General features: G+C 43.8%; 15 protein-coding genes. 7 read left to right on the top strand and 8 right to left on the bottom strand.

Annotated features, from left to right (window positions below; translation table 11 throughout):
- Nucleotides 1–15: 15 nt before the first annotated feature.
- Nucleotides 16–1,350 (bottom strand): N-succinylarginine dihydrolase, encoded by a 1,335-nt coding sequence (gene astB, locus MZ182_RS11285; RefSeq protein WP_248066120.1) that lies wholly within the window; start codon nt 1,348–1,350, stop codon nt 16–18.
- 328 nt (nt 1,351–1,678) lie between these two features.
- On the opposite strand from astB, the gene topA reads away from it, so the two are divergent.
- Entirely contained in the window at nt 1,679–4,321 is a 2,643-nt protein-coding gene (topA, locus tag MZ182_RS11280; protein ID WP_011789092.1) for a type I DNA topoisomerase, read from the top strand.
- Nucleotides 4,322–4,507: 186 nt separating this feature from the next.
- Here topA and zomB read toward each other — a convergent pair whose 3' ends face one another.
- Complete coding sequence (gene zomB / locus MZ182_RS11275) at nt 4,508–5,287, bottom strand: flagellar motor control protein ZomB (RefSeq protein WP_011789093.1); 780 nt, start codon at nt 5,285–5,287, stop codon at nt 4,508–4,510.
- Nucleotides 5,288–5,515: 228 nt separating this feature from the next.
- Between zomB and cysB the strand changes: the two genes are divergently transcribed.
- Complete coding sequence (cysB, locus tag MZ182_RS11270) at nt 5,516–6,493, top strand: HTH-type transcriptional regulator CysB (protein ID WP_011789094.1); 978 nt, start codon at nt 5,516–5,518, stop codon at nt 6,491–6,493.
- A gap of 82 nt (nt 6,494–6,575) precedes the next feature.
- Here cysB and MZ182_RS11265 read toward each other — a convergent pair whose 3' ends face one another.
- The 4 genes from MZ182_RS11265 to MZ182_RS11250 form a co-directional block, all read right to left on the bottom strand.
- Nucleotides 6,576–7,238: a response regulator transcription factor gene (locus MZ182_RS11265; RefSeq protein WP_011789095.1), complete on the bottom strand. Its 663-nt coding sequence runs from the start codon at nt 7,236–7,238 to the stop codon at nt 6,576–6,578.
- A gap of 221 nt (nt 7,239–7,459) precedes the next feature.
- Entirely contained in the window at nt 7,460–7,891 is a 432-nt protein-coding gene (locus MZ182_RS11260) for an acyl-CoA thioesterase (RefSeq protein ID WP_011789096.1), read from the bottom strand.
- Between the two features lie 154 nt (nt 7,892–8,045).
- Nucleotides 8,046–9,119, bottom strand: a complete 1,074-nt coding sequence (locus tag MZ182_RS11255) for a 3-deoxy-7-phosphoheptulonate synthase (protein WP_011789097.1) — start codon at nt 9,117–9,119, stop codon at nt 8,046–8,048.
- A gap of 182 nt (nt 9,120–9,301) precedes the next feature.
- Nucleotides 9,302–10,114 (bottom strand): pyruvate, water dikinase regulatory protein, encoded by an 813-nt coding sequence (locus MZ182_RS11250; RefSeq protein ID WP_011789098.1) that lies wholly within the window; start codon nt 10,112–10,114, stop codon nt 9,302–9,304.
- 124 nt (nt 10,115–10,238) lie between these two features.
- Between MZ182_RS11250 and ppsA the strand changes: the two genes are divergently transcribed.
- From ppsA to MZ182_RS11230, 4 genes are all read left to right on the top strand, one after another.
- Entirely contained in the window at nt 10,239–12,608 is a 2,370-nt protein-coding gene (gene ppsA, locus MZ182_RS11245; RefSeq protein WP_011789099.1) for a phosphoenolpyruvate synthase, read from the top strand.
- 97 nt (nt 12,609–12,705) lie between these two features.
- Nucleotides 12,706–15,747: an FAD-binding and (Fe-S)-binding domain-containing protein gene (locus MZ182_RS11240; protein WP_248066118.1), complete on the top strand. Its 3,042-nt coding sequence runs from the start codon at nt 12,706–12,708 to the stop codon at nt 15,745–15,747.
- A 122-nt stretch (nt 15,748–15,869) separates the two neighbouring features.
- Nucleotides 15,870–16,343: a DUF1285 domain-containing protein gene (locus MZ182_RS11235; RefSeq protein ID WP_219252606.1), complete on the top strand. Its 474-nt coding sequence runs from the start codon at nt 15,870–15,872 to the stop codon at nt 16,341–16,343.
- 145 nt (nt 16,344–16,488) lie between these two features.
- Complete coding sequence (locus MZ182_RS11230; protein WP_014610720.1) at nt 16,489–16,905, top strand: MarR family winged helix-turn-helix transcriptional regulator; 417 nt, start codon at nt 16,489–16,491, stop codon at nt 16,903–16,905.
- Between the two features lie 136 nt (nt 16,906–17,041).
- Here MZ182_RS11230 and MZ182_RS11225 read toward each other — a convergent pair whose 3' ends face one another.
- Together MZ182_RS11225 and MZ182_RS11220 are read right to left on the bottom strand one after the other, a co-directional pair.
- Nucleotides 17,042–17,386 (bottom strand): hypothetical protein, encoded by a 345-nt coding sequence (locus tag MZ182_RS11225; RefSeq protein ID WP_011789104.1) that lies wholly within the window; start codon nt 17,384–17,386, stop codon nt 17,042–17,044.
- Between the two features lie 191 nt (nt 17,387–17,577).
- The gene (locus MZ182_RS11220) at nt 17,578–18,612 is read right to left on the bottom strand and encodes a Glu/Leu/Phe/Val dehydrogenase dimerization domain-containing protein (RefSeq protein ID WP_248066116.1); all 1,035 of its coding nucleotides are present in this window, start codon (nt 18,610–18,612) and stop codon (nt 17,578–17,580) included.
- 280 nt (nt 18,613–18,892) lie between these two features.
- Between MZ182_RS11220 and MZ182_RS11215 the strand changes: the two genes are divergently transcribed.
- Nucleotides 18,893–19,342: a DUF4826 family protein gene (locus MZ182_RS11215; RefSeq protein ID WP_011789106.1), complete on the top strand. Its 450-nt coding sequence runs from the start codon at nt 18,893–18,895 to the stop codon at nt 19,340–19,342.
- The last annotated feature ends 43 nt before the right edge of the window (nt 19,343–19,385 follow it).

Genomic DNA, 19,385 nt, shown 5'->3' with positions numbered 1-19,385 from the left:
TTTTAAAGCACAACGCTATTTCTGGAATTGGTAGACGCTGCCAAGTTTCATGATCTGCGAAAGTTCATCTAGTGCAGTGCGTGATTCAATAATTAACTGTGGGTCAGCTAAATCTTGGGTCGTTAATCTGTCTCTATAATGTTTTTCTATCCAAGTGTTTAAGCGGTTGAATAAGGCATCATTGAGCAGAGTATGTTGATTGACTGCCGTTATTTCTTTTTCATTCATCGCAACCCGTAAACGAAGGCATGCTGGTCCCCCTCCATTTTGCATGCTTTGTTTTACATCAAAATAAAGCACTTGTTTAATCGGCGTGTTTAGTGTCAGTAATTCATTTAAATAAGCAAATACCGCAGGGTTTTCTTGGCAATCTGTTGGGGCAATAATGGCCATTTCGCCTGAGGCAAGAGTGATAATTTGCGTATTGAATAAATAACTTTTCACCGCATCTTGAATTGTCACTTTTGCTGTTGGCACTTCAATAAAATACAGTTCAGTGTCGAGCTTGTGTTTAATTTCATCAATTTTCTGTTGGGTATTTAAAAATGCTTGCTCGTGGTAGAACAACACATTTTGGTTACCGACAGCGATAACATCGTTATGGAATACGCCTTGATCAATCACATCAGGATTTTGTTGAATGAAGACACAATTATCGTCTTCAAGCTGATGTAAACGAGCCACAGCCATCGATGCTTCTAAAGTCTGTCTAGCTGGATATTTTTGCGGTTTAGGCGCGTTGGGATTAGTGGCTTCTTGTCCATAAACAAACAGTTCAACACCTGCATGACCATACTCTTTGCAGAGGCGAGTGTGGTTTGCGGCGCCCTCATCTCCGAAGCTATTATGCTCAGGTAAGTGACTATGGTGATGAAAATAGTGGGGATCACTGAAAGTTGCTGTTAATATGCGCCCCGTTGTCAAAGGCTCTATACTGCGATGCAGTTTATCGACTAAATTTGCTGGGGTGAAATGCAGTTTGCCGTCACGTGTATCTGCACTGGGTGAAACCGTTGCCGCATTCGCCGTCCACATGCTGGAGGCGCTGCAACAGGCATTAAGCAATATTGGTGCTTCTTTTGCCGCTTGTTTTAATACATTAGCATCAGAGCCAGAAAATCCAATTCGGCGCAATGTGTAAAGGTCTGGGCGCTCTTGAGGAGCTAACATGCCTTGAACTATGCCCATATCGGCCAGTGCTTTGGCTTTTTGAAGTCCTTGTTTAGCTGCAGCTTTGGGGTTAGAAACTAAAGCAGCGTTGCTGAGTGAGGCGACATTGCCAAATGATAACCCTGCGTAATTGTGTGTTGGTCCAACGAGTCCATCAAAATTCGCTTCAAAGTGCTTCATTGCTTATCCTTGTGATAGGGAAGTTACTATTTGTTCATCTGGTCCCTGAGGGAACCCAGTATACTGAAGCTTTTCGAGCACACAAGCGGACGGTTTTGTGCTCAAAGCGACTTTTTGACGATAAATGCATAACTATTTCTTGCTTGCTGGCAAATAATGAAATATTAGTTTTTAATTACGCATATTATATTTTTACATTTTTTCAACTTTGATTAAAAAGTGACTCGCTGGTACATATAAAAGAGGGATTAACTTGAAACTAAGAGTACAACCCTCTATATATGGTGCCAATTTCCACCTTCTTGAGATTTTTGGCGCAAATTAAACTATGGGTAAATCGCTAGTTATTGTCGAATCACCGGCCAAAGCTAAGACTATTAATAAATATCTTGGCAAAGAATTCATCGTTAAATCGAGCGTAGGTCACATCCGAGATCTGCCGACATCATCGACTTCAGAAGGCAATGAAAAGGTTAAATCCGCTGCCGAAGTTAAGAAGATGTCGCCAGAAGAAAAAGCTCAATATAAAAAGGTGAAGGATCAGCAAGCGCTGGTGTCTCGCATGGGCGTTAACCCTGAAAAGGGCTGGGCGGCTAAGTACCAAATTTTGCCAGGTAAAGAAAAGGTCGTTAAAGAGTTACAGGCACTTGCCGATTCTGCTGACCAAATCTATCTCGCAACCGACTTAGACCGTGAGGGAGAAGCTATCGCCTGGCATTTGCAAGAGGTGATTGGTGGTGATCCTTCACGGTATCAACGTGTTGTTTTTAACGAAATTACTAAGTCTGCGATTCAAGATGCTTTTAGCAAACCGTCGACACTCGACACTAACATGGTTAATGCCCAACAAGCCCGTCGCTTTTTAGACCGTGTGGTGGGCTTTATGGTGTCACCACTCTTATGGAAAAAGGTGGCGCGAGGCTTGTCAGCGGGTAGAGTCCAATCCGTCGCAGTTCGCTTAGTGGTTGAGCGAGAAAGTGAAATCAAAGCCTTTGTGCCAGAAGAATTTTGGGATGTACATGCCCAGTTAACTACACCCGCAGAAGAATCGCTGCGGATGGAAGTGGTTAAGCATTTAGATTCAGCTTTTGAACCCATCAATGAGCAACAAGCATTAGCTGCCGTGCAGGCTTTATCTTCAGCGAGCTTTAAAGTCATTTCCCGCGAAGATAAAGCGACACAAAGTAAACCTTCAGCCCCTTTTATCACCTCAACTTTGCAGCAGGCTGCGAGTACCCGTTTAGGGTTTGGTGTTAAGAAAACCATGATGATGGCTCAGCGACTTTATGAAGCAGGCCATATCACTTATATGCGTACTGACTCAACCAATTTGAGCCAAGAAGCACTCGAAAGTGTGCGTGATATGATTGGTAAAGCATTTGGTGCCAAATATCTACCTGCAGAACCTATTCGTTATGGTTCAAAGGAAGGGGCACAAGAGGCTCATGAGGCGATTCGTCCATCAAATGTCCACGTAGAGGCCACAGATCTAACCGATATGGAGCGTGACGCTCAGCGTTTGTATGAGCTTATTTGGCGTCAGTTTGTTTCTTGTCAGATGACACCAGCACAATATGATGCAACCAAATTAACGGTGAAAGCGGGCGATTACGAATTAAAAGCCACGGGACGAACGCTGCGTTTTGATGGTTGGACACGGGTACAAACCGTGCTCAAGAAGAAAAATGAAGAAGATAATACATTGCCATTTGTGTCACAGGGCGATGTATTAGCGTTGAAAGAGTTACAGCCTAAACAACATTTTACTAAGCCGCCAGCACGATACAGTGAAGCTTCTTTAGTTAAAGAATTAGAAAAACGTGGCATTGGCCGCCCATCAACCTATGCAACCATCATTTCAACGATTCAAGATCGTGGTTATGTAAAAGTCGAGAATCGTCGTTTCTATGCCGAAAAAATGGGTGAAATTGTCAGTGAACGATTAGTCAGTAGTTTTGCTGATTTAATGAGTTATGACTTTACCGCCAGCATGGAGCAAACATTAGATGATGTGGCTCGCGGCGAATTAGATTGGAAAAAAGTGCTTGATGGTTTCTATGCTGACTTTACTAAGCAATTAGAAAAAGCGGAGCGTGATCCTGAAGAAGGTGGCATGCGTCTTAACCAAATGGTGATGACGGATATCAAGTGCCCAACTTGTGGTCGTCCTATGGGGATCCGTACTGGTACAACTGGTGTTTTCCTTGGTTGCTCTGGTTATGAGTTGCCCCCCAAAGAACGCTGTAAGACGACGATGAACTTAACGCCTGGTGTTGAGGCGATTAGCGAAAACAGTGAAGATGCTGAAACAGATGCATTGCGTGCGAAGCACCGCTGTGGTATTTGCGGCACGGCAATGGACAGTTACCTGATCGATGAGAAGCGTAAGTTACACGTTTGCGGTAACAATCCGATTTGTGAAGGTTATGAGGTTGAAGAAGGCCAATTTAAGATCAAAGGTTATGAAGGCCCATTGATTGAGTGTGATCGCTGTGGCCATGATATGGAATTAAAGAATGGCCGTTTTGGTAAATATTTTGGCTGTACTAACGAAGAATGTAAAAATACTCGTAAGTTACTGAAAAATGGTGAGGCAGCGCCGCCAAAAGAAGATCCCATTTACTTACCAGAGCTCAAATGCAGCAAATCTGACGCGCATTTTGTCTTACGTGATGGTGCCGCAGGTATCTTCTTAGCGGCCAGTACTTTCCCTAAATCACGGGAAACGAGAGCACCATTAGTGGAAGAATTGGTGAAATACCGTGAATTGCTGTGGCCTAAGTACCAGTACCTTGCAGATGCGCCAATCTGTGATGACGAGGGCAATAAGGCTGCTGTGAAATTTAGCCGTAAAACAAAAGAGCAATACGTTGCTACTGAAGTTGACGGTAAAGCGACAGGCTGGTCTGCGCATTACATCAATGGTAAGTGGGTGAGTGAGTCAACGGCTAAAAAAAGCAAAAAAGCGTAATTGATTAATTTTTTAGATAAAGCATATTTGCAAGTTGTGTCGTATGAGTATGCTTGATTAGCTAAAATTTAATGGTTGCGTGAGCTTATCGAGTTGCAAAAAAAGGCCAAGCTATTGAAGCTTGGCCTTTTTGTTTTTATTAATTTGTCGTAAGTGATGTGTTGAACATAAACGCTGAAGGCAATGTTACCACTTCTTTTTCGGCTGAAATAACATATCAATATCGTCTTCTTCGTTTTTAGGTTTTGGTGAGCTTGGCTCTGATTGTTTTTGTGCGCCCATAATCTCATCTAGCAAGAGCTTTGCTTCATCAACTTTACGACCAATAAATGGATCATTAGGGGTTTGAGCTTTAATAGCGTGTAATGTTGCTAAGGCTTTAGTGACCATTTGTTTGGAAGACCCATATTGCTTCATAAAGCTTGCTGCCCGAGCGCGGGACAACATAGAGTCAACATTGATCCTAAGTTGTAAGCTATCAATGCGATTTTCTTCTTGGGCAAATACACTCGGATCGACTCTTCCCTTATTGTGTTCCGCGCGTAAAATGGCTTTTAATTTCTTTAAGGTTTGCACTAGCGCTAAAATTTGTTTGTCATTATCGGGCAATCTAAAATTCTCAATGGGAGGGACTTGAGGTGTGTTAGATTGCAATGTTGCAATTTGGTTTTTGAGATCGGCAAGGCGGCGTTGATAATCCCCCTGTTGCTGGTTTGCGCTTAGGGTCGTTGCAATCTCTAATGCATCTTGCACTCGGCGGTACAGCACCAGAATGATGTGTGTACTGCAAGGTATCATCCCTGTATTGGATAGTACCGTTTCTGTTTCATCAATAATGGCCCTTTGACGGGCAAATTCAATGCGGCGCTCCGCCTCAGCGCGCTCTTTTTGTTGTTGTATAACGTTAATTCCGATAACAAGCAGTAAAAGTGCACCGATGAGGATCAGAACAAAGGTGAATGTCATAGATGTTCCATTATTTATCCAATTGAGCTAATGCTACAATAAATCAATAAACTAGCATAGTTATCTTAGCCTAGGTTATCATTTCTGTCGTATGAATCTTCAGGGTTATGTTCTATATTCCTATTTGCTTTAATTTTTACTATATACTATAACAATTCATTATAGCTGAGTGTGATTTAGGTGCTCAGTGTTCAACAATATTCAGCGTATTTGAGACAAGGATATAAAATGAAACTGCAACAGCTCAGGTATATTGCTGAGGTCGTAAAACACAATCTCAACGTGTCGGCAACCGCTGAAAATTTGTACACATCTCAACCTGGGATCAGTAAACAAGTTCGGATGCTGGAGGATGAGTTAGGGATCCAAATTTTTGGTCGTAGTGGTAAGCATTTAACCCATGTTACCCCCGCAGGGCAGCAGGTAATTAATATCGCTAACGACATTTTAGGCAAAGTAGAAAGCATTAAAAAAGTGTCTGAAGAATATACTAAGCCGGATCAAGGTGAGTTAAATATTGCGACGACAGATACTCAGGCCCGTTATGCATTGCCAACGATTATTCGCCAGTTTATTGATCGTTACCCCAAAGTGAACTTGCATATGCATCAAGGGACACCATCACAAATAAGTGAGCAAGCTGCACGAGGCGATGCGGATTTTGCGATAGCAACAGAAGCGATGCACTTGTATTCCGATCTGATTATGTTGCCTTGTTACCATTGGAATCGCTCAGTAGTCGTGCCAAAAGAGCATCCTTTGGCTACGCGTACGCAAAAAATGACGATTGAAGACCTAGCGCGGTATCCTTTAGTCACCTATGTATTTGGTTTTGACCGTGCTTCAGAAATAGAAAAGGCATTTAATCGTGCCAATTTAGAGCCGCGAGTGGTTTTTAGCGCCACCAGTGCCGATGTGCTGAAAACTTATGTGCGATTAGGGTTAGGCGTTGGAGTGATAGCGTCTATGGCTATTGATCCTAATATTGATAAAGACTTAGTTGCCATTGATGCGGGCCATTTATTTGCTCATAGTACAACGAAAATAGGTTTTAGAAAGGGGAGCTTCTTACGTAGTTATATGTATGACTTTATTCAGCACTTTGCGCCACATTTGACTCGCGATGTGGTTGAGAAAGCGGTTGCTCTGCGCGATCAGCAGCTTATCGATGAAATGTTTGCTGATAAAAATCTACCAATGCGTTGATATTTTCTCTTTTGGAGATGTAAAAAATGCCGCTGATATCAGCGGCATTTTTATGGATACGATTCTTAAATGGATTTAAACATTAAGATAAATCGACTTTATCCATTTCTAACTGGGCTAGAGCAATAACCGCTTGAGTGCGGTTACGAACGCCTAATTTTCTGAAGATAGCGGTGGCATGGGCTTTAATGGTCGCTTCAGATACACCTAAGTCATAGGCGATTTGTTTATTGAGTAAACCTTCGGCAAACATTTGCAGCACTTTATATTGCTGTGGAGTCAGATCCGACAGTTTACTTGCCATTTTATCGATATCATCATCTTCAATGGGAATGATTTCAGCACCAGCAGGTAACCAAATATCCCCAAACAATACGGCACTCAGCGCTTCTTTTAGCGTTTCCATCGATGCAGATTTAGGAATAAACCCACTGCTGCCGTAATGGATTGCTCGGCTAATTGTATTGATATCCTCATGGGCAGAAATCACCACAACGGGAAGCTCAGGATAGTGAGAACGTAAATGGATCAATGTCGAATAGCCGTGTGAGCCGGGCATTTGTAAGTCGAGTAAAACCAAGTCGTAGCTTACATCATGTGTATCCAAAACCGTTTGTAAGGCTTCGGCACTGTCGGCTTCATACCATTTGGCTTGCTCAAAGGCACTGGTCAATGCTTGACGTAGTGCATTTCTGAACAATGGATGATCGTCTGCGATAATAATATTTAAGTTTTCTTGCTTCATGGCTTTTTTGATTATCTATGTGGCGCGTGAAGATTAAATCCAATGTAACAGAAAAGTAATCAGGGATCCTATTGCTTTATGCAAGAACTGCGACAAAATTTTTATATGTTTCTGGTTGTTATAATGGAGTCTAGAGATTCTGGCGCGAAAAATGTCGCGTACTTGAGTGTGAAACAGTGCTTATTTTCGCGGCTCAAGTACGCTAGGTTACTGCTTAAATATTATTCTTTGGTCCAAACTTGTGTGGGATTTCGTTGTTCGTCTACCGCAACAAAGGTGAATACTCCTCGAATAGCATGCTCTCGATGATCATGGTACATATCTTCAACGAAGATGTTTACCTCGACTTTTAACGAGGTATTCCCCACATGGATCACTCGGGCGATAAGTTCCGCTAGCGTGCCAGCGGGGATCGGCTTTTTAAAATCAATTCTGTCTGAGCTTACTGTGACGAGTGCTTTTCGGCAGAAGCGGGTGGCCGCAATAAAGGCAGTTTCATCCATCCATGCTAATGCTTCACCACCAAATAAGGTATTGTGATGGTTGGTGATGGAAGGAAAAACGGCCTTAATGACACGGGCTTCGGATTGATTAATTCTGTGTGCGATATCATCGGGGAAACTTGGACTAGCAGCATCGGGAGAATTGGGCATACGGCAACCTGAGGTTATGCGTTTTTAAAGAGGCAAAATTATAGAGAGTTTTATCCCTGAATCATAGAAACCACTAAGGTTATAATAATAGAGATTCTGCTATTTAATAAAAAAGCTCCCCGAAGGAAGCTTTGTGTTGAAACTGTTTAGTGATTTATTGTCCATCTCGCATTAGCAATTCACGTCTTTCCCGAGAAGCATTGGCGAGATCCCGTAATAGCTTTTCAGAGTCATCCCAGTGTAAGCAGGCGTCAGTGATACTTTTGCCGTAACATAGGGCTTGGCCGTCAACGACTTTTTGATTGCCTTCTTGTAAGAAACTTTCGGCCATGATACCCGCGATAGCGGTACTGCCCGCCCGCATTTGTGCCATGATCGACTCCGCTACAATTAACTGCTTGAGATGATTTTTTTCACTGTTTCCGTGGCTAAAATCCACGACCATACGCGGAGTGACATCTACTGACTCTAACTTTAAACGTGCTTCTTCAATATCTTGAGCGTGATAATTAGGTTTTTTACCGCCGCGAAGAATGATATGTCCAAATGGATTACCGTGGGTACGGTATACAGACATGGCGCCATCTTTGTCTGGTGAATAGAAGATATGGGGCACTTTAGCAGCGCGCACAGCATCAACGGCAATATTGATATTGCCGTCGGTACCATTTTTAAATCCTACTGGGCAAGATAGGGCAGAAGCCATTTCACGGTGGACTTGGCTTTCCGTGGTGCGGGCACCAATGGCACCCCAAGTGATTAAATCGGCTATATATTGGCCGTTCACCATATCTAAAAACTCGGTAGCTATCGGTAATTTCAGTTCTGTGATTTGTTGTAATAATTGGCGTGCAATACGCAACCCTTTGTTGGGCTCAAAAGTGCCATCGAGATCAGGATCTGAAATGAGTCCTTTCCAGCCAACAATTGTGCGGGGTTTTTCAAAATACACGCGCATTAGAATACACAAATCGTCTTTCAACTCTTGATGCAAAGCGGCTAAACGGTGGGCGTATTCAAGCGCTGCTTTTGTATCATGGATTGAACATGGGCCAATGATCACGAGCAGACGTTGATCCTCGCCTGTGATAATCGCTTCAACTTCACGACGTTGTTGGATAAGGTAATCGGCTGCATCTTGAGTTAAGGGATACTCAGATGCCAGTTGTGCAGGTGAGATGACTTTAGCTAATAAGGTTGTACGTAATTCGTCAGTTTTAATGGTCATTCAAAATACCGAGCTTGCAGGCGGCGCTTTTCGCCAGATTGCCTCGGATTATAACGAATCGAACCGAGTTGCACAGTGGCAATTGCGTTAATTCTCGGCAACTGTGCAATGAATTTGATTTAAGCTAGATTCATTTAAACTAAATTCACTCGGTTTATCTCACTGTATTTGGCTTTACAGCCCTAGAACATATGCCGTTCAAGGCCTGTGACATCTAATATTTTTGTGGCTATTTCTTCCACAGAATGATTAGTCGTGTCTATATAAGGAATACGTTCGCGTTTAAACATCATTTCCACTTCTTTAACTTCTAAGCGGCACTGCTTGAGTGATGAATAACGGCTATTTTCCATTCGACTCTGGCGAATTTCATGCAAACGTACAGGATCAATGGTTAAACCAAAGAGTTTTTTCTTATTACGTTTAAGGGCTTCAGGTAATTTAAGATTATCCATATCATCTTCAGTGAAAGGGTAGTTTGCCGCTTTAATACCAAATTGCATCGATAAATATAAGCTAGACGGGGTTTTACCGCAGCGAGAAACCCCCAGCAAAATTAAATCCGCTTGATCCATATGTTTCATGGTTTGGCCATCGTCATTATCCATGGCGAAATTGATCGCATCGATACGTGCTTCATAGCCGTGATTTGCTTTGCCATGGGTTCTGTGTACAACAGGTGAAGCTGAAACACCTAAATGTTGTTCGAGTGGGGCCACAAAGGTATTTAAAAAATCATAATCAACGCCTTCGCTCGAATAAATAATGTCGCGAATTTCAGCTTTTACGATGGAATGGAAGACTAATGGCCGTTCACCTGTTGTAATAAAACAATCATTTATTTGTCGCTTAACTTGTTCTGCCTTTGCCAAAGTTTCTACGAATGGAATTGTAAGTGACTCAAATTCTAATGGAAATTGCGAGAGAACTGCATGTCCAAAAACTTCAGCTGTGATCGCTGTCCCGTCGGAGATGTAGAATACTTTTGGTGCCATACTGACCTCTTGTAGTAATAAAATTACAAATAAAATTATAGATTTACGCTTCTTCGGCAGGAGTGTAAAATGCCGTTGCCCTCGTGTGAAGGGGCCACTGAAATAAACTTGCGGAGATAGAACTGTGCAGCAATACGTACTCTGGTATCAGGAATTAGGCATGGGTGACGTCAACTTAGTTGGCGGTAAAAATGCTTCTCTTGGCGAGATGATCAGCAATCTAGCTAATGCCGGTGTTCAAGTACCTGGCGGATTTGCGACTACTTCTTATGCGTTCAATGAGTTCCTTGAACAAAGTGGAGTAAACCAGAAGATTTATGACATCCTAGCCACATTGGATGTAGATGATGTCAATGCACTGGCAAAAGTAGGTGCACAGATCAGACAATGGGTGATTGACACCCCATTCCAACCAGCTTTAGAGCAAGCCATTCGTGAAGCTTACGATAAACTTGCCGCTGAAACTAGCGATGCGTCATTTGCAGTACGTTCTTCTGCCACCGCAGAAGACATGCCAGATGCCTCTTTTGCTGGTCAGCAAGAAACCTTCTTAAACGTGAAAGGATTTGACTCCGTTCTCGTGGCTATCAAGCACGTGTTCGCGTCACTCTTTAACGACCGTGCGATTTCTTACCGTGTTCACCAAGGTTACGAACACCACGGTGTTGCCCTGTCTGCCGGCGTACAACGCATGGTTCGTTCAGACAAAGCGGCGTCAGGCGTGATGTTCACTATGGACACTGAATCTGGCAACAACGATGTCGTCTTTATCACTTCCTCTTTCGGTCTGGGTGAAATGGTCGTTCAAGGCGCGGTAAACCCTGACGAATTCTATGTTCACAAACCGATTTTATCCCAAGGCCATAAAGCCGTTGTTCGCCGTAATATCGGTAGCAAGCTCATCCAGATGGTGTATTCCGATGATGCTGCTCACGGCAAACAAGTCAAAATTGAGGACGTTGCTGCCGATAAACGTCGTCAATTCTCCATCAATGATGCTGAAGTGATGGAACTGGCTAAACAAGCCATGGTTATCGAAAAACACTACGGTCGTCCAATGGACATCGAGTGGGCGAAAGACGGTAACGATGGCAAACTGTATATCGTGCAAGCGCGTCCTGAAACGGTTCGTAGCCGTGAAGATGTGCAACTGATTGAGCGTTATCACTTAAAAAGCCGTGGCGCGGTGATCTCTGAAGGTCGTGCTATTGGTCATAAAGTGGGTTCAGGTGTGGCTAAGGTATTAACCTCTATCGCGGATATGGATCAAATCCAACCCGGCGATGTGTTAGTAACTGATATGACCGACCCTGATTGGGAACCTATCATGAAGCGCGCCAGCGCCATCGTCACTAACCGTGGCGGTCGTACCTGTCATGCGGCGATTATTGCCCGTGAACTAGGTGTACCAGCGGTAGTAGGTTGTGGTGACGTGACTGACCGTATCAAAAATGGCCAGTTAGTGACAGTGTCTTGCGCAGAAGGTGATACTGGCTTTATTTACGAAGGTAAACAAGAGTTTGAAGTGATTTCAAACCGCGTTGACTCACTGCCAGCCTTACCAATGAAGATTATGATGAACGTGGGTAATCCTGATCGTGCATTTGATTTTGCCCGTTTGCCAAACGAAGGTGTGGGTCTAGCGCGTTTAGAGTTCATTATCAACCGTATGATTGGTATTCACCCCAAAGCACTGCTTGAATTTAACCAACAAGATGCAGCGCTTCAGGAAGAAATCAACGAGATGATCGCAGGTTATGAATCACCTGTTGAATTCTACATTGCTCGTTTGGTTGAAGGTATCGCCTCTATCGGTTCAGCTTTCTATCCGAAGAAGGTGATCGTGCGTATGTCAGACTTTAAGTCTAACGAATATGCAAACTTGGTTGGTGGTGATAGATACGAGCCAGAAGAAGAGAACCCAATGCTGGGCTTCCGCGGTGCGAGCCGTTATATCTCTGAATCCTTCCGTGACTGTTTTGCCCTAGAATGTGAAGCTATCAAACGTGTCCGTAATGACATGGGACTGAAAAACGTTGAAGTTATGATCCCATTCGTTCGCACTGTGAAAGAAGCTGAGCAAGTTGTAGGTCTATTGGCTGAGCAAGGTTTAGAGCGTGGTAAAGACGGTTTACGCGTCATTATGATGTGTGAAGTACCTTCAAACGCCTTGTTAGCAGATCAATTCCTTGAACACTTCGATGGCTTCTCTATCGGCTCAAACGATTTAACTCAGCTAACGCTCGGTTTAGATCGTGACTCAGGCATTATTAGCCACCTGTTCGATGAGCGTGATCAAGCTGTTAAGATATTATTATCGATGGCGATTAAAGCAGCTAAAGCGAAAGGTGCTTATATTGGTATATGCGGTCAAGGCCCATCAGATCATGCTGATTTTGCTGGTTGGTTAGTGGAGCAGGGCATTGATACTGTGTCACTTAATCCTGACACCGTAATTGATACATGGCTATATTTAGCTGAAGCTCACGGGTGATCTTCGTTATAATTTTGTAAACATATAAAAAAAGCCGCTTTTTAGCGGCTTTTTTTTGTTTATAATGACGCCATAACAATAATTGACTGAGCCGCTCATGCTACCCCTGCTATCACATCAACAAACCTTAGAACCTGTCTATCTGGCATATCTTGATGCTTTAGAACAAAGTGCCTATGCCGGTGATATCGATAAGCGCTACAGTGCGCGCTTAGTGCAAGCTACGGATAACTCCGTCTATCAATTTTTACCCCAGGCAGTTCTTTATCCTAAAAATCAGCAGGATATCCAAATTGCGTTAACGCTGGCGGCTAAAGAAGCATTCCGAGGAGTCAGTTTTAGCGCTCGAGGTGGTGGTACAGGTACGAATGGTCAGTCATTGACCCATGGTCTGATTTTGGATGTGTCGCGTTATATGAATCGTGTGCTCGAAGTGAATGCTGAGCAAGGTTGGGTTCGAGTTGAGGCTGGCGTGATTAAAGATGCACTTAATGATGCATTGCGCCCACACGGTTATTTTTTTAGTCCCGATTTATCCACCTCAAATCGTGCCACGATTGGCGGTATGATCAACACTGATGCCTCGGGTGCGGGCTCACTCGTCTATGGTAAGACATCAGATCACGTACTGGCATTACGAAGTGTGTTGATTGATGGCAGTGTGTTGGATACCCAGCCATTGGATGCAGGGCTTTTGTGTAACCCCGATAACGTCAGTGATAATCCGCTGGGGCAAAAGCTGATTTCGGCCATTGCAAAGGTTTGTCGAGAAAAGCGAACACTTATCGAAAGCCAATTTCCTAAGCTCAACCGTTTTCTCACGGGTTATGACTTAAAACATGTGTGGAACGAAGGCCTAACGCAATTCGATTTATCACGAATTCTGACGGGCTCAGAGGGCACACTTGCGGTGATAACCGAAGCCAAACTCAATATCACGCCATTGCCGACCGAGCGCGCTATGGTAAATATTAAGTACGATTCTTTCCAATCGGCGCTGCGTCATGCGCCGTCCTTAGTCGCTGCGCGCGCGACTGTGGTTGAAACTGTCGATTCAAAAGTGCTTAACTTAGCCCGTGAAGATATTGTCTGGCATTCGGTGGCTGATCTTATCCAAGAAGTGCCAGGTAAAGTGATTGATGGTCTCAATATGGTCGAGTTTGCAGGTGACACGGTCGAAGTTGAGCAAAAGCTCGCCAGTCTTGAAGCGGTACTCTCTGAGCAGATCAGCAAAGGTGAATGCGGTGTATTGGGTTACCAAGTGACGCAAGATAAGCCGAGTATTGAAAAAATTTACGGCATGCGTAAAAAAGCCGTTGGCTTACTCGGCGCCACTAAAGGACGCCGTAAGCCCATCGCCTTTGCAGAAGATACCGCGGTACCGCCCGAAAAACTTGCCGATTATATTATGGAGTTTCGCGCGTTACTCGACGGGCATAATTTGCAATACGGTATGTTTGGCCATGTGGACGCGGGTGTGCTCCATGTGCGACCTGCACTTGATATGTGTGATGTTGAAGATGAAAAGTTACTGCGAGTCATTTCTGATCAAGTCGCGGCACTGACGCTTAAATACGGCGGCCTAATGTGGGGTGAACACGGTAAAGGCGTGCGCGGTGAATACGGTCCAGCAGTCTTTGGCGATGAACTTTTTGGTGTGCTGCAAGATATCAAAGGTTTGTTCGACCCTGACAACCGATTAAACCCCGGTAAGCTGGTGGCACCTAAAGATACTGGTGCCCTCTATTATGATGTCGACAGTGTTAAGCGTGGTAAGTTTGATAGACAAATCCCTGTTGATGTACGTGATGCATTTCCTGATGTAATGAACTGTAACGGTAATGGCCTGTGTTTTAATTACAGTAGCTATTCACCCATGTGCCCCTCATTTAAGGTCACAGGTGACAGAGTGCAGTCGCCCAAGGGGCGCGCTGGTCTTATGCGTGAATGGTTAAGATTATTAGAGGCTGAAGGAGTGGATGTGAATGCACTCGCTAAAGCGAAACCCTTTGGTATATTGCAGCGCATACAAAATACCATTAATGCCAAACGTGATTATGATTATTCCCATGAGGTGATGGAATCGCTCAAGGGCTGTTTGGCCTGTAAAGCCTGCTCAGGGCAATGTCCGGTCAAAGTGGATGTGCCCAAGTTTAGGGCGCAGTTCTTCAATATTTACTATCAACGCTATTTAAGGCCTGTAAAAGACTATCTTGTCGCAGGGATTGAAGATAGCTTGCCATTAATGGCTTCTGCACCGCGTCTGACTAACTTTGCAGCGCAAAATCCATTGAGCCAATGGGTGATTAAAAAGGCGATTGGTTATGTGGATGCGCCTGCGTTATCTGTGCCGACCTTGAAGCAAAGGCTCGATGGGCATCTAAGCCGCGGTTACGACTTAGCTGCGTTGCAAGCGATTCCAGAAGAGAAGCGTTCGCAGTTTGTGTTAGTGGTGCAAGATCCCTTCAACAGTTTCTATGATTCCGGTCTTGTTTATCGCTTTATTCAGTTAATTGAAAAACTGGGTTTAAAACCTGTGTTATTACCTTTTAAACCCAATGGTAAGCCAACGCATATTAAAGGCTTCTTAGATAAATTTGCTAAAACGGCGCAGTCGAGTGCGGACTTTCTGAACCAAGTCCATAAGCTTGGCATGCCCATGGTAGGCATCGATCCTGCTTTAGTCTTATGTTATCGCGATGAATACCGTGAAGTCTTAGGGGCTAATCGCGGTAATTTTGAGGTCAAGTTAGCCAACGAATGGCTACTGAATGTCATCAAAGATTTACCTGCAAAAGCTATGCAAGATAAGCAATATACTTGGTTTAGTCATTGTACCGAATCGACGGCCAAGCCAAATACCGCTAATGAGTGGACTAAAATCTTTGCCCATTTCGGTGCGAAATTAAATACAGTCAATTTAGGTTGTTGTGGTATGGCGGGAACCTATGGCCATGAGGCGGAAAACCTCGAGCGCTCTAAGGCCTTGTTCGATATGTCTTGGCAGCAAACCCTCGCTAAGATAGCACAGCCGCAAGTGTTAGTGTCTGGCTATTCGTGCCGTAGCCAGGTAAAACGTTTTGCCGGTTACAAGCCAAAGCATCCACTTGAGGCCTTACTTGAGTTAGTAAACGCGTAATGGTCCTTATTACTTAAATTGACCAGCAAGGCCGTAATTATCCTCACTGGTATATCCAAGTGTTGAATGTCACACTAAAGCCAGCCGCAAGGCTGGTTTTTTTATGGATGATGGAGGCCTAGATGGAAAAGATGACTGACAGTATTCAACACACGCTCAAACAATTCGCCGCCGATAGTAGGCTAACCTCGGTTGCGCCATTGTGCAGTGAAGTCCCATTGTTTGACATTAACGCCTTGGGTGATTGGACCTATCTAGGCACATCGCTGCCAGCAAAGTTTGCTAAGTTGTTCGCCAGTATTTTGCATTGCATCGATGATGAGTATTTCTTAATTACCCCAGTGGAGAAGGTGCGAGTGCGGGTTGAAGATGCCCCCTTACTGATTGTCGATTTCGAGCGAGCGCAACCCCATTCGCTGCTCAATGTGAGAACCAGTATTGAAACACAGCATCACAAAGTCGATATAAAACAGATGAAGCTCACCGATGACAGTGTTTATTTGCCGCTTGAGCGCGGTTTATGGGGCAAATTAGGCCGGGCCTGTTACTATAATTTTGTGAATGAATTCAATTTATCTGATCTAGATGAGGAATGAACTTGTAGATTAATCGCATCATTTGCTGTGGTCTTAGCTAGTTTATTATGGGTTAAGTGGTAGTATTAAAACTAACTCTGGGTTCCTATGATGGCGCATAGAGTAAAGTGAAAACGCGTTAAACCTTTGTGGTAGGAGGTGCTGTTTGAATCGTCATGAAAGCTTAGGCTATCTTGTATCCCACTTAAATATCGAGCTGCAAAATGAGCTTGATCTGCATCTTAAGCGATATCAACTCGATATAAAACTGTGGCCTGTGCTGTTTGCTTTATGGCAAGAAGAGGGCATAAGCCAAACTGAATTGTCTAAGCGTTGCGATGTGGCAAATTACACTATGACGCGCTTACTCGATCAGTTGCAGGTGCAAGGTCTTATTACTCGCCATCAAGAAGTCGATAATCGGCGTGCTTTTCAAATCTTTTTGACCGATGAAGCCAAAGCATTAGAGCAAGATCTTATCTGCGAAGCTGAGCGGGTTAATGAAAAATTCCTGTCAAATTTAAGTGAAGATGAACAACAGCTATTCATTTTACTATTGAATAAAATCAACCGCTTGGCTTGAAGCTTTGAATCTAATGGGTATGGAGGAAAACTGTGGTTTAGCTGTTTTTACTTCTATCTGTATGTGGTTATCTAAATCATTTTCCCAGTTTAATCCCACCCACTATGCCTCACTTTGCGGGATGAAACTGGTTTGATTAATTCAAGTAAAGTGCAAAGACGCAAAGCAGGCTGACGGCTATCACTGAGTGCTGTAAATAACGGCGGCTGGCTAATAAATTTTCTTTGCCTTGTTTTAGGCTAGCGACGAGTCTATGTTGCTTATAAATTCGGCACATGAGTTCGTCGGTTTGGGGATCGATAAGCAGTTCAAACTTGCAAGGTGCGCCGTCTTTAAGCTGAATGGTATGCTCGCTTTGAGGCTTAAAGTTAAGCTTGTGCGATACCATCTGGCCATTAACGAAGACCCGCTCTAAACCACTCCAATTGCTGGCTTGCAGTTCTACCACATCTTGGTTGAGATCGTACTTGAAACGGATCATAGCGCTATCCTGTGCTGGGACCTGATAGACTAATTCAAGCAAACAAATATGACGTTTTCCAGCGTGATTTAATGAATATTCTGTGTCGAAATTAAAAGCGCGGCTAAACCATGAGCTTAGGGGTAGATTAAATTTTAGGTAACAAAAAAGCGACCAACGGTCGCTTTTTCAGTGTTAGACGTGCAGAACAATTACTGCTTAGCGGCTTCGATAATGGCTTTAGCCATTTCATCAGCTACAGCGCCAGTTGTACGGTTCTGCGCATCGGCTTGGCTGAATATTTTCAGCAGCGTGTTGTAAATTTCTTCTACTTTAGCGGTCGATTTTGCTGCGTCGTAATCTTTTTCGAATGACACGTTAATAATACCGCCTGCGTTGATCACATAGTCTGGCGCGTACAGTATACCCATTTCTTTGAGTTGTTCACCGTGGCGTACTTCGGCTAATTGGTTGTTGGCACAGCCAGCAACAATTTTGGCTTTCAGTTGCGGTAAGGTAGCATCGTTTAAGGTTGCGCCAAGGGCACAAGGGGCATACACATCCACATCTTGTGAGTAGATTTCTTGAGGCGCCACAACTATTGCGCCAAAATCGGTGGCAACTCTGTCTAACGAGGCTTGATGAATGTCAGTAACAATCAGCTCTGCGCCTTCGCCATGTAAATGTTTACATAGATAGTAGCCTACGTGACCTACGCCTTGAACGGCGATTTTAAGGCCTTTAAGGCTGTCTAAACCTAATTTATGTTTTACTGCGGCTTTAATGCCTAAATAAGTGCCAAGTGCTGTGAACGGTGATGGATCGCCACTTTTGCCTTCAAGGCCCGCCATATAAGGGGTTTCTTCATGGGCGATCATAATATCAGCCGTAGTAGTACCAACATCTTCTGCTGAATAGTAGCGGCCACCTAGACTATTGATAAAACGGCCAAAAGCGCGGAATAGCGCTTCGCGATCCTGTCTTTTAGGATCGGCAATGATCACTGATTTCCCACCGCCCATGGTTAAACCAGCGAGGGCGTTTTTGTAAGTCATGCCACGAGAAAGGCGTAATACGTCCGTCAGGGCTTCATCATCCGATTGGTAGTTCCACATCCGACATCCACCTACGGCAGGGCCTAGATTGGTGTTATGGATGGCGACAATGGCCTTTAAGCCACTTTCTTTATCATGACAGAATACAACCTGTTCATGTTCGTCAAAGGATACATGATTAAATACAGCCACGTGAATTTCTCCGCTATACACAATGAAAAAGCCGATGAGGTGAGCCTCTATCGACTGCTTGTTATATTTATTGCAGAACCATAGCATTTAGCGATACTCTCAACCATGGATAATGGCCGAATAAATACAATATTTGTGGCAATTTAGCTTTCCACTTTACGTAAACGTAAGCTTTGCGATTAAAAATGGATTGTACTGAATTTAACGTAACGAATAGAATGAATCGCGCACTGATCCCAAGAATCAGGCTCGCGTTATAACAATAAGATAGGACGGAAGTATGACTGAACAAGCTGTCGACCAGACTCAACAAAATTTATCAGCTGAAGAAATAGAAAAGCTACGTCAAGAGTGGGTCAGAACTCAATTTCAAAAAGCCAATCGTTTTCTCGCAGAAAAAGGCGTGATCCCAAGCAAAGTCCTCGCCGATGAAAGCCGTTATCTTGCGCCTTATATGGCGATTTGGAAGATGGAATCAAAGCGTCCAAGCAACAAAACCTATTGGGTGATGTCAGGTGATTTACCGTCGGATTTTGTCGATGTCAAAGTGGCGGCGACGGCCCGTGATGCCGTGCGTCATTTCTCTATGATGTGGCAAATGCAGGCGGAAAACTTAGTGCGTTCGGGGGCCACCCGTGATGCCACTCAGGCTAAATTTGCTCAACTATTAGTATCGCGTGCCGAGAGTTTATATCGTATGCACAACGACGATAAACTGTGGAATGCTTAAACTCAAATGAGCTGAGGATTGTATTTAGATAGTATTGAGTTAA

Source organism: Shewanella sp. JNE2, assembly GCF_023159115.1.
Lineage (GTDB): Bacteria > Pseudomonadota > Gammaproteobacteria > Enterobacterales > Shewanellaceae > Shewanella > Shewanella putrefaciens.
This window is presented reverse-complemented; position numbering and strand designations above follow the sequence as displayed.

Excerpts from the sequence above, each read along its gene's own strand:
- MZ182_RS11225 (WP_011789104.1), bottom strand. The coding sequence starts at position 17,386 with ATGATCCGTTTCAAGTACGATCTCAACCAAGATGTGGTAGAACTGCAA.
- cysB (WP_011789094.1), top strand. The coding sequence starts at position 5,516 with ATGAAACTGCAACAGCTCAGGTATATTGCTGAGGTCGTAAAACACAAT.
- MZ182_RS11260 (WP_011789096.1), bottom strand. The coding sequence starts at position 7,891 with ATGCCCAATTCTCCCGATGCTGCTAGTCCAAGTTTCCCCGATGATATC.
- MZ182_RS11215 (WP_011789106.1), top strand. The coding sequence starts at position 18,893 with ATGACTGAACAAGCTGTCGACCAGACTCAACAAAATTTATCAGCTGAA.
- astB (WP_248066120.1), bottom strand. The coding sequence starts at position 1,350 with ATGAAGCACTTTGAAGCGAATTTTGATGGACTCGTTGGACCAACACAC.
- MZ182_RS11240 (WP_248066118.1), top strand. The coding sequence starts at position 12,706 with ATGCTACCCCTGCTATCACATCAACAAACCTTAGAACCTGTCTATCTG.
- zomB (WP_011789093.1), bottom strand. The coding sequence starts at position 5,287 with ATGACATTCACCTTTGTTCTGATCCTCATCGGTGCACTTTTACTGCTT.
- MZ182_RS11250 (WP_011789098.1), bottom strand. The coding sequence starts at position 10,114 with ATGGCACCAAAAGTATTCTACATCTCCGACGGGACAGCGATCACAGCT.
- topA (WP_011789092.1), top strand. The coding sequence starts at position 1,679 with ATGGGTAAATCGCTAGTTATTGTCGAATCACCGGCCAAAGCTAAGACT.
- MZ182_RS11235 (WP_219252606.1), top strand. The coding sequence starts at position 15,870 with ATGGAAAAGATGACTGACAGTATTCAACACACGCTCAAACAATTCGCC.
- MZ182_RS11265 (WP_011789095.1), bottom strand. The coding sequence starts at position 7,238 with ATGAAGCAAGAAAACTTAAATATTATTATCGCAGACGATCATCCATTG.
- MZ182_RS11255 (WP_011789097.1), bottom strand. The coding sequence starts at position 9,119 with ATGACCATTAAAACTGACGAATTACGTACAACCTTATTAGCTAAAGTC.